Genomic DNA, 9,757 nt, shown 5'->3' with positions numbered 1-9,757 from the left:
GGCCTGATCATCGCCCGCAGCTCAAGCAGTGCCCGGCTCTCCAGCGCCGCATCCAGCTCGGCAGGCGAGTACGCCGCCCCGAGCCGGCTCCACGCCACCAGGTCGGCGCTCGGCGCGATCGCCGACACCGGATCGAGCTGCAGCAGCGTCAGCCGCCGCACCGCATCGAGCAGCCCGGCGGGCCGCACGCTGTCAAGCAGCTGCGCCCGCACCGCGATCCGCCGCGCGTCGTCACGCGAAAGCTCGTGAACGCTCATCCCACGAGGCTAAGCGACCGCGCCGATCACCTGCCAGTGGGACTGCGAATTGCAGCCGCCTCCGACGATGAAATTAAGCGGCCAAAGTAACGCCGCGAATATGTCCCGGAGAATCTGGTACCGAAACCCCGATCGTGCGATTTCCGAATCCTTATCATTCACGAGTTGGCCGGATCCTGGCGAGCCTGCAGGATAAGCAGGGCGCGTTCGCGGCGCGCCCGTCCGGCGGGCGGACGGCCGGCCTTTACTGGGCGGCCCGTTCCTGTTAAGCAGAAGCAGGCCACGACCAAGCCCTGAACCTACCGCGCACTACCGCAGGGGGGCGGATTTCTCGCTAGCAATCCGGATCCACGTAAAGGAGGCACGATGGGTTTGCCGCGATCGTTTAAACGGTCTAACGAGCGCAAGCGCTCCCCGGCATTTCTTACCGCCCTGGCGGTGGTCATCTCCTCAACCGCGGCGCTTGCGGCCCCGGCCACAGCAGCCGACGCGAGCGCACAAACCACAGCTGCCGAACTGGCCCTTGCGCGCAGCGTGGCGGACGTGCCGACGCTTTCGGGCCAGGACGACTCTGACATGGCGAACCTGGCGGTGATTCCGGCCAGGATGTCCTGTTCACAGCTCGCCAAGACCACGAAGGTCAACGGCCAGAGCATCCACATCGTGGAGTACCAGACGGCCAGCGCGTCCCCGGGCTCACCCAAGTACTGCGCGATCACGGGGCACATCAATACGTACATCGGGTTCGAGATCCTGCTGCCGATCAGCACCTGGCGGCAGCGGTATCTGCAGGTCGGGTGCGGCGGCCTGTGCGGCAGCATCTCGATCGCTCCGGATGAGACCACCGGGTACAAGCCGCTGGCGGACGGCTACTTCGTCCTGGCCGCCGAGGACGACGGGCACAACGGCAACGGCACCAGCTGGTACGGCAACCCGCAGCAGCGCGTCGACTTCGCGTACTTGTCCTACCACGACGTGGCGTTGGTTTCGAAGGGGCTGGCCGAGAAGTTCTACGGCATCGGGCCCAGGTACTCGTACTTCGATGGCTGCTCTCAGGGCGGTCATGAGGCGCTCGGTGAGATCCAGCGCTATCCGACCGACTTCAACGGCGTCCTGGCCGGAGCTCCGGCGTCGATCATGACGGAGCTCAACTCCGTCCTGCACGAGTACACCTTCGAGGCCAACTACACCAAGGCTGACTACTCCGGGTCGACGATCCTGGACCAGCCAGAGGCGGATATCGTCCTGAACGCCGCGCTGAAGGCGTGCTACCCGAAGGTCGGGCTGATGCTCGACTACCGGGCCTGCGAGCAGAAGTTCAACCTCAACTCGGTTAAGTGCTCGGCAACCCTGAAGACGAACTGCCTGACGGCGGCACAGATCGCGGTGGTGAGGAAGGTCCAGGACGGGCCGGTGGATTCCCAGGGACAGCTCCTGTATCCGGGCGGGTATTCACTCGGCAGCGAGTTCGACTGGAGCAACCCGACGAGCGCCAACCTTCCGCTGACGCCAGGCGGGACGGTGACCCCGGCCACGTTCATCACGGCCTGGCTGCAGTACTTCGCGTTCGAGACCGACATCGGCTCGAAGGGCGTCACGGATGAGCCGTTCACGAAGGCCTATTTCGACAAGCTCGAGAAGCTCGCGCCGTTCTGGGACGCGACCGATCCCGACCTGCAGCCGTTCGAGAAGGCCGGCGGCAAGCTGATCCTGTGGCAGGGCGAGGCCGACTGGTCGATCCCGACGGTCACGTCGATCGCCTATTACCAGGCCGTGCTGCAGGCGATGGGTGGCCTCACCGCTACCCAACGGTTCGCCCGTTACTACCTGCTGCCGGGCGTCGGTCACTGCGGCGGCAACGGCCCCGACACCTATAACGGTCTCGGCGCCGTGGTGGCGTGGACGGAGAGGCACGTTGCCCCGCAGGCCCTGGTGGCCACGGAGTACGCGCCTTCGACTTCTTCCTCCCCGCCCCCCTCCTCGCCGGCCAGCGATCTGACCGACGCCGTTCCGCCACTGGGCGGTCCCGCCACGACCGCGGAGGTACGGCAACTCCCGCTGTTCCCGTATCCGGAGCTGCCGGCATACAAGGGGTACGGGAATGTCGGCGACGCCTCGAGCTACATGGGCAGGGTCAGCCAAGCGCTGCAGCAGCCCACACCGTGGCTCGGCAAATTCGACACCACCATGATCTGGTGCAACAACAAGGGCTTGGACTGCAGGGCGACCTAGCCGAATCACGTGGGCCCCGCTCGTGCGCAACGAGCGGGGCCCGCTCCCTCAGCAGGATCGATGAGGCGGGTGCGAGCAGTAGTGCGGATGAGTCCCCTGGTGCGTAGGCCTGCTGGATTATCTGGGAGCATCCGGGCTTCTGGGAGGATCGGGTGCATCCCTGCCCCCCTCTTCCTCCCGCGAACCCCTTATCCTCCCGGACAAAGTTAAGACACCCGGCCCGGGAAGCACGATCTGCGGCACCCGCGAGGCAGATGGGACAGGCCGGGCAGCTAGCGCACCCCGGGCACGCAATGGCGGGGCCGGGGAACACGTGCCCCCATCCCCGGCGCGCTCCAAGCGGGGTGCGTGTGGCACAGGCCCCTTCTACCGGGGCCGAGGGGACACGAGCCCCGTTACCCGGGCGCTCGCCACGGCCCGTTTAGTCGCCGATGTAGCTCATGACGTGCTTGATGCGGGTGTAGTCCTCCAAGCCGTACATGGACAGGTCCTTGCCGTAGCCAGAGTGCTTGAAGCCGCCGTGCGGCATCTCGGCGACGATCGGGATGTGGGTGTTGATCCACACCGCGCCGAAGTCCAGGCCGCGCGCCATCCGCATCGCGCGGCCGTGGTCCCTGGTCCAGACGCTGGATGCCAGCCCGTAGCGGACCCCGTTGGCCCAGCTCAGCGCCTCCGCCTCGTCGCTGAACCGCTGCACGGTGATGACCGGGCCGAAGATCTCGTCCTGGATCATCTCGTCGTCCTGCCGCAGCCCGGATACGACCGTCGGCTCGAACAGGTACCCCGGGCCGGCGATCGCACGGCCGCCGGCCTCGACCGTCGCGTGCGACGGGACGCGCTCGAGGAATCCGCTGACCCGGGCGAGCTGGTTCGGGTTGTTCAGCGGGCCGTAGTAGGCGTCTGCCACGTCAAGGCCGCCGGTGACGGTGCCGCGGGCCTGTTCGGCCAGCGCGGCGGTCAGGTCGGCGGAGACGCCGGGCCCGGCCAGCACGCGGGTCGCCGCGGTGCAGTCCTGGCCCGCGTTGAAGTAGCCGGCCCCGGCGATCGCCTCGGCAGCGGCCGCGACATTGGCGTCGTCGAAGACGACAACCGGCGCCTTGCCGCCGAGCTCGAGGTGGACGCGTTTGAGGTCGTCGGCGGCGGCGCGCGCGACCTCGATGCCAGCACGCACGCTGCCGGTGATCGAGACCATCGAGGGGATCTTGTTCCTGACCAGCTCACGGCCGGTGTCCCGGTCGCCGCAGACCACGTTGAAGACGCCGGGCGGGAAGAACTCGCTGGCGATTTCGGCCAGCAGGAGCGTGGAGGCCGGCGTGGTGTCGGACGGCTTGAGCACGACCGTGTTGCCCGCGGCGAGCGCCGGGCCGATCTTCCACACCGCCATCATCAGCGGGTAGTTCCAGGGCGTGACCTGGGCGCACACGCCGATCGGCTCCCGCCGGATCATCGAGGTGTGGTCCTTCATGTACTCGCCTGCGGACCGGCCTTCGAGTACCCGCGCGGTGCCGGCGAAGAACCGCAGCTGGTCCACCGACGGGGGCAGCTCCTCCGACAGGGTGAGCGCCACCGGCTTGCCGGTGTTCTTGCACTCGACCTGGGTGATCTGCTCCGCCCGGGCATCTACCGCGTCGGCGAACTTCAGCATGGCCAGGCTGCGCTCGGCGGGGGTGGAGTCCCGCCAGGTCTCGAACGCGGCCGCGGCGGCCTGCAGGGCGTCGTCGACGTCGGCGGCCGACGAGACGGGCGCCTGGGCGTAGGCCTCGCCGGTGCTGGGGTCGACGACGTCGCTGTAGTTCCCGTCCCGCGGGTCGGTGTACTTGCCGTTCACGAAGTTACGCAATGGTGCCTGCGTCATCCCCTGCCTCCTCTGGGCCGCACGAGCTCGCACGCGGCGCGATCTCACCCTGTGCGATGAGCTTCGCAGAGTTGCATTGCTGTGACAAGTGAATCAGTAGCAATCTGAGCAAAAATCTACGAAATCAGTTGACATCGCGGCCGAACGTGACACGATGAAGTTCTACCGGTACCCCGCTCACCGGCGACCGACGCTCCCGAAGGATGTGATCGCATGGCCCACGGCGCGCGCGGCGGTCCTGCTGGAACGATCGTCATCGACGATATCTCCAAGCGGATCATCGAGCAGCTGCAGGCCGACGGACGGCAGTCCTACGCGGCGATCGGCAAGGCGGTCGGGCTGTCCGAGGCCGCCGTCAGGCAGCGAGTGCAGCGCCTGCAGGAGACGGGCGTCATGCAGATCGTCGCCGTGACCGATCCGCTGATGCTCGGCTTCCGCCGCCAGGCGATGATCGGGCTCAAGTGCGGCGGCGACCTCGAGAAGGTCGCGGACGACCTGGCGAGCATGGACGAGATCGACTACGTGGTGATCACCGCGGGGTCGTTTGACCTGCTCCTCGAGGTCGTGTGCGAGGACGATGACCACCTGCTGGAGATTTTGAGCCGGGTGCGCGGGGTACCGTCCGTTACATCCACAGAGACGCTCGTCTACCTGAAGCTACGCAAGCAGACCTACACATGGGGAACACGATGACTTTCGACCTGCAGGAAGCTGCGAAGCAACACCTGTGGCTGCACTTCACCCGGATGTCGGCCTACGGGGATGGCGACATCCCGGTAATCGTGCGCGGCTCGGGAGCCTATGTGTACGACGACCACGGCAAGCGGTACCTGGACGGGCTGTCGGGCCTTTTCGTGACGATGGCCGGCCACGGCCGCACCGAGCTGGCCGAGGCCGCGTCCAAGCAGGCCTCAGAGCTCGCCTACTTCCCGCTGTGGTCCTACGCGCACCCGGCGGCGGTCATGCTGGCGGAGCGGCTGGCTTCGCTGGCACCCGGGGACCTGAACCGGGTGTTCTTCACCACGTCGGGCTCCGAGGCCGTCGAGTCGGCGTGGAAGCTCGCCAAGCAGTACTTCAAGCTGCGCGGCGAGCACGGCCGCTACAAGGTGCTCAGCCGGGACATCGCCTACCACGGGACGTCCATGGGAGCGCTGGCCGTCACGGGCCTGGCGGACATCAAGGCCGCCTTCGAGCCGCTGCCGCCGGGCGGCGTCCGGGTGCCGAACACGAACTTCTACCGGGCACCGTCCTTCGCCTCCGCCAGCGAGGAGGAGTTCGGGATCTGGGCCGCGGACGAGATAGAGCGCGCCATCCTGCGGGAGGGCCCCGACTCGGTCGCTTGCGTGTTCCTTGAGCCGGTGCAGAACTCCGGTGGCTGCTTCCCGCCGCCGCCCGGCTACTTCCAGCGGGTGCGCTCGATCTGTGACACCTACGGGGTGCTGCTGGTGTCGGACGAGGTGATCTGCGCCTTCGGCCGGCTCGGCTACTACTTCGGCTCCGAGCGGTACGGGTACGTGCCAGACATCATCACCTTCGCCAAGGGCGCGACCTCCGGGTACTCGCCGCTTGGCGGGATGATCGTCCGCGACCACCTGATGGAGCCGTTCCTGTCCGGCCACGCCACGTTCCTGCACGGCATCACGTTCGCCGGGCACCCGGTCTCCGCCGCGGTCGCGCTGGCGAACCTGGACGTCTTCGAGCGCGAGGACCTGCTCGGGAACGTGCGCGCGAACGAGGGCGCGTTCCGCGCCACCCTGGAGAAGCTCTTCGACCTGCCGATCGTCGGCGACGTCCGCGGCGCCGGCTACTTCTACGGCATCGAGCTTGTCAAGGACAAGGCCACGAAGGAGACCTTCGACGACGACGAGTGCGAACGGCTGCTGCGCGGCTTCCTGTCGCACGCGCTGTTCGACGCCGGCCTGGTGTGCCGCGCCGACGACCGCGGCGACCCGGTGATCCAGCTGGCGCCGCCGCTGATCTGCACCCAGGAGCACTTCGACACGATCGAGCAGATCCTGCGTTCGGTGCTGACGGAGGCGTGGACGCGGGTCTGATGCGCCACCGGCCTGGGCCTCGACCCCGCCTTGACCCCGCCTCCCTGGGCCACAGCAGCCCCTTGCGTCCACTTCGCACACTCCTTGCATGGACAAATCGCCCATAACGGACCGCTAAATGGTCACGGAGTGTGCAAAGTCGCAGCCGCGGGGCTGCCGGGCGGCGGCGAATCCGCCCCGCGGCGTGAGCGGCTGGGTCCGGGCTTCGGCGCCGTAAGCGTGGTCCCGGCAGATACGCGGGAACGGTCACGTGAACGTGAACCTCGCCGCGTCGACGGTCGACGGCGCCTGCGTCTTCTTCTTGTTGACGTACGTGAAGCGGTCTCCCTTGTTGTACGCCGAGTACTGCGAGGCGGCCACCGACATCGAGATGTCGACCGTGCGCGCCGACAGGGCCGGCAGCGTCACCGTGCACACCGTGAGGGACTTGCAGTGCGCGGTCAAGAGGTACGTCTTCAGGTGGGTCAGCGGGCCGGTGACGATCTTGGCGATGTCCGCTCCCGGTATCGCCAGGAAACCGGAGCCGTGCAGGGTCACGGTGATCGACTTCCCGGCCGTGCCGGTCTTCGGGGAGACGCCGGTGACCTTCGGGTACCTGTTGGCCGTGGGAGCGAGCGTACGGCACATCATCGAGGCGAGGCCCGACCAGTAGGCGCTGGCCTGCAGGTTTGACGTGAAGCCCATCACCAGCGGAACCCCGAGTCCGCTGGCCATGTCGTAGCCGCGAGTGGCCGGGTACAGGCCGCCGGTGTAGCCGGAGATCGTGTAGTCGTTGTTGCCGCTGGTCACGTCGCTGATGACCGCAGGGACCTGGCTGGCGCTCGCCGGGTACGCCAGGGCCTCCTGCGCGGCGACGGTCTTGTACAGCGTCTGAGGCAGCAGGCCCGCGTCTCCCGTCTTCCAGTCCACGCAGTAAGGCGAGGCGTCGATGAGGGCGGCGATGGCCGCCATGACCGTTGTCGACGCGCTGGTCCCGCCCCAGCCGCCTACCCAGGCGCCGTCGAAGTAGATGACGTAACCGCTGTAGGGGTCCGCGTCGGCGGATATGTCGGGCACCTGCCGCACCAGCCCCTTCGCGTTGGTGCCCGCGGTGGTCCCCTTGCAGGACGAGTTGGACTCCGAATAGGTGGGGTTGTCCAGGCCAGGGATGGTGGACTGGTACTGGTAGGAGGGCATGCACCACACCGTGGACAGGCCGCCGCCGGCGGCGCCGCTGCCGCCCTCGGTGACGGGTATCGACTCGTTGAACACGGTCTCAGGCGACAGCGGGGCGTCACTGGCGACATGCGTGCCGCCGACCGCGACGACGTACGGCGAGCTGGCCGGCGAGTCGACGGCCAGGGTGGTCGCGTCCGTCGTGCCGCCGTAACAGTCCGTGGAGCCGGCGTCCCCCGCCGCCGCGACGATCGTCTTGCCTTCGGCATCCGCTTGCTCGATGGCCGTCGAGATCTCGCTGATCTGCGTACTGCTGAAGTCCGGTTCGCACAATCCCCACGACACGTTCAGCACCTTGTCGTCACCGGTGTTCACGAACGTGTTGAACATGTCGAAGAAGTCGCTGATCGTGTTGGGCACCTGGTAGACGTCGATGACCGAGTCTGGCGCCAGGCTCGCGATCTGCTCGATGTCCAGCGCCGCTTCCCCCGTTCCTGCGCCAGTGCCGACACCGCCGTCGATCGCCCGCCAGTGGACGGTGGTGTGGATCTTGTAGCAGGCCTCGTACGCGCTGATGTCGCTGGCCAGGTTCGGCTCGAACTCGGCCACCGCCACGTGCACGCCCTGCCCGAGGTCGCCTATCGTGTACAGCGCCGCGAGCCCGTAGTGCTCGGCGATCTGGTTGGCGGTGTAGGAACCGTACTTCACCGCCTCGTCGCCGGCGGCCAGGCAGGGCTGCGGGCCCTCAAGAGCCGGCACCGCCGCCGCCGGCTTGGCGGCCGGCGCGGCCGGCGCGGTCACGTGCTCGGCCATGTCCTGCAGCTGGTACAGGTCGTCAAGCCCGAGCACGCCGGACACCAGCGGCGCGACGACCGCCCCCACATGCGGCGCGGTCGCGTTCGCGTAGGCTATCCGGCCTCCTGACAGCCGGTAGCTCAGCAGGCGTATCCCGAACGCCTGCTCCACCTGGGCCGCGGTCGCGGTGACCGGGATCGCGAGCCGGTTGGGCTCGACCTGCCCCGGGGTCAGGCCCGCCGCCCGAAGCGCGTTCTCCACCTCTGCCAGTTGCCCAAGCGTCGGGCCGAACATCGCGCCGATCTGCGCGGACGTCAGGAAGTCGCGGAAGTACGGCGAGTTCTGGTTCGACAGGCCGTTCAGCAGCGCCTCAAGACCCGCCTGATCCCGCATGGTCAGTGTGACGTCCAGGTGCATCGTCTGCTGCGCCGGGACGGCGCCAAGCAGCGTCGCGCCAAGCGGCAGGCGGGGCGCGGCACTGGCCGTCAGGGCCAGCGGCGCGCCGAAGCTGGCGGCGGCGGGTGCGGCCGCCGAGGGCGCGGCGCCCGCGAGGGCGCCGACCAGTCCGATAACACCCGCGGAAAGCGCCAGGATTGGCTTGCCGAGTAGCCGCACGACCCGCTCCTTTATGCTTGTTGCCTTTGGCGATGAGAATTAGCCAGAGTTAAGAGACGGAGACGGAGCCGCTGCCGGTGATGTTGAGGATCCCCAGACAGCTGCCGCCGGAATTGCCGACCATCCAGTCCTGGTCGGTGTCGACGCTGGCGGTGTACGACCCATGCGCCCCAACCGAGGTTACGTAGTCGACGCCGTCGCTAGAGTTAATTTCATAGACGCCGATACTGGCCGAACTGTTGTTGTAGAAAATGAATGACGCAGGCGTACCACCCGGAATGGACCCGATCGACCCGAGGTTCGAGCAGTTGAAGTAGCTGGCGCCGGACCATGTGGAAATCGACTGCGATGGCGGCGCAGGCGTCGGCTTGGGTGCGGGCGACGGTGTCGTCGGTGCAGGGGCCGGCGGCGTCGTCGGCGCCGGGGGGGCCGTGGTCGGCGCCGGGGGCGCGGTCGTCGGTGTCGGTGTCGGGGAGTGCGTTGGCTTCGGCTTCTTGCCGCCGCCGATGTTGCGCCCGAGCCCGCTCGCGCCCGTGTTCGTCGGCTTGGGCGTCGGGGTCGGGGTCGGCGACGGTTTCTTCGCCTGTCCCGAGCTGGGCAGCAGGGACGGCGACGGACCCGAGTTGGGGTTCTTCGACCCCGCCGAGGACAGGCCGAACCCTAGCGCGACCCCGGCCACGACGATGACCGCGGCCGCGGCGGCCGCGATCAGGCGCCACCGCCGCCGAGGCCGGCCGCCGAGGGGAACGACTGGTCCGCCCGACCCCGGACCGCCGGCCGCGGGAGCGCCGCCG

The 9,757-nt window shown here is 68.1% G+C and carries 7 protein-coding genes; 4 read left to right on the top strand and 3 right to left on the bottom strand.

The window, feature by feature from the left end; genetic code table 11:
* The coding region (locus tag Q1N79_RS18125) for a crosslink repair DNA glycosylase YcaQ family protein (RefSeq protein ID WP_300610403.1) at positions 1–257 on the bottom strand (257 nt) is incomplete at its 3' end.
* A 543-nt stretch (positions 258–800) separates the two neighbouring features.
* On the opposite strand from Q1N79_RS18125, the gene Q1N79_RS18120 reads away from it, so the two are divergent.
* Positions 801–2,489: a tannase/feruloyl esterase family alpha/beta hydrolase gene (locus Q1N79_RS18120; RefSeq protein ID WP_300610401.1), complete on the top strand. Its 1,689-nt coding sequence runs from the start codon at positions 801–803 to the stop codon at positions 2,487–2,489.
* Positions 2,490–2,910: 421 nt separating this feature from the next.
* Here Q1N79_RS18120 and Q1N79_RS18115 read toward each other — a convergent pair whose 3' ends face one another.
* Positions 2,911–4,344 carry an aminobutyraldehyde dehydrogenase gene (locus tag Q1N79_RS18115; RefSeq protein ID WP_300610398.1) on the bottom strand — a complete coding sequence of 478 codons (1,434 nt, stop codon included), beginning with the start codon at positions 4,342–4,344 and terminating at the stop codon, positions 2,911–2,913.
* Positions 4,345–4,557: 213 nt separating this feature from the next.
* On the opposite strand from Q1N79_RS18115, the gene Q1N79_RS18110 reads away from it, so the two are divergent.
* The gene (locus Q1N79_RS18110; RefSeq protein ID WP_300610396.1) at positions 4,558–5,037 is read left to right on the top strand and encodes an Lrp/AsnC family transcriptional regulator; all 480 of its coding nucleotides are present in this window, start codon (positions 4,558–4,560) and stop codon (positions 5,035–5,037) included.
* Complete coding sequence (locus Q1N79_RS18105; protein WP_300610395.1) at positions 5,022–6,398, top strand: aspartate aminotransferase family protein; 1,377 nt, start codon at positions 5,022–5,024, stop codon at positions 6,396–6,398. The genes Q1N79_RS18110 and Q1N79_RS18105 overlap by 16 nt, the downstream gene beginning before the upstream one ends.
* 246 nt (positions 6,399–6,644) lie before the next feature.
* Here Q1N79_RS18105 and Q1N79_RS18100 read toward each other — a convergent pair whose 3' ends face one another.
* Positions 6,645–8,963: a protease pro-enzyme activation domain-containing protein gene (locus tag Q1N79_RS18100; RefSeq protein WP_300610393.1), complete on the bottom strand. Its 2,319-nt coding sequence runs from the start codon at positions 8,961–8,963 to the stop codon at positions 6,645–6,647.
* A gap of 368 nt (positions 8,964–9,331) precedes the next feature.
* On the opposite strand from Q1N79_RS18100, the gene Q1N79_RS18095 reads away from it, so the two are divergent.
* Positions 9,332–9,757: hypothetical protein (locus tag Q1N79_RS18095; RefSeq protein WP_300610391.1), on the top strand; the 426-nt coding region annotated here is incomplete at its 3' end.

The organism is Trebonia sp. (genome assembly GCF_030042015.1).
GTDB lineage: Bacteria > Actinomycetota > Actinomycetes > Streptosporangiales > Streptosporangiaceae > Trebonia.
This window is presented reverse-complemented; position numbering and strand designations above follow the sequence as displayed.

What these genes read in the sequence shown, in the direction of transcription:
- Q1N79_RS18115 (WP_300610398.1), bottom strand. Translation starts at nt 4,344, where the DNA reads ATGACGCAGGCACCATTGCGTAACTTCGTGAACGGCAAGTACACCGAC.
- Q1N79_RS18110 (WP_300610396.1), top strand. Translation starts at nt 4,558, where the DNA reads ATGGCCCACGGCGCGCGCGGCGGTCCTGCTGGAACGATCGTCATCGAC.
- Q1N79_RS18105 (WP_300610395.1), top strand. Translation starts at nt 5,022, where the DNA reads ATGGGGAACACGATGACTTTCGACCTGCAGGAAGCTGCGAAGCAACAC.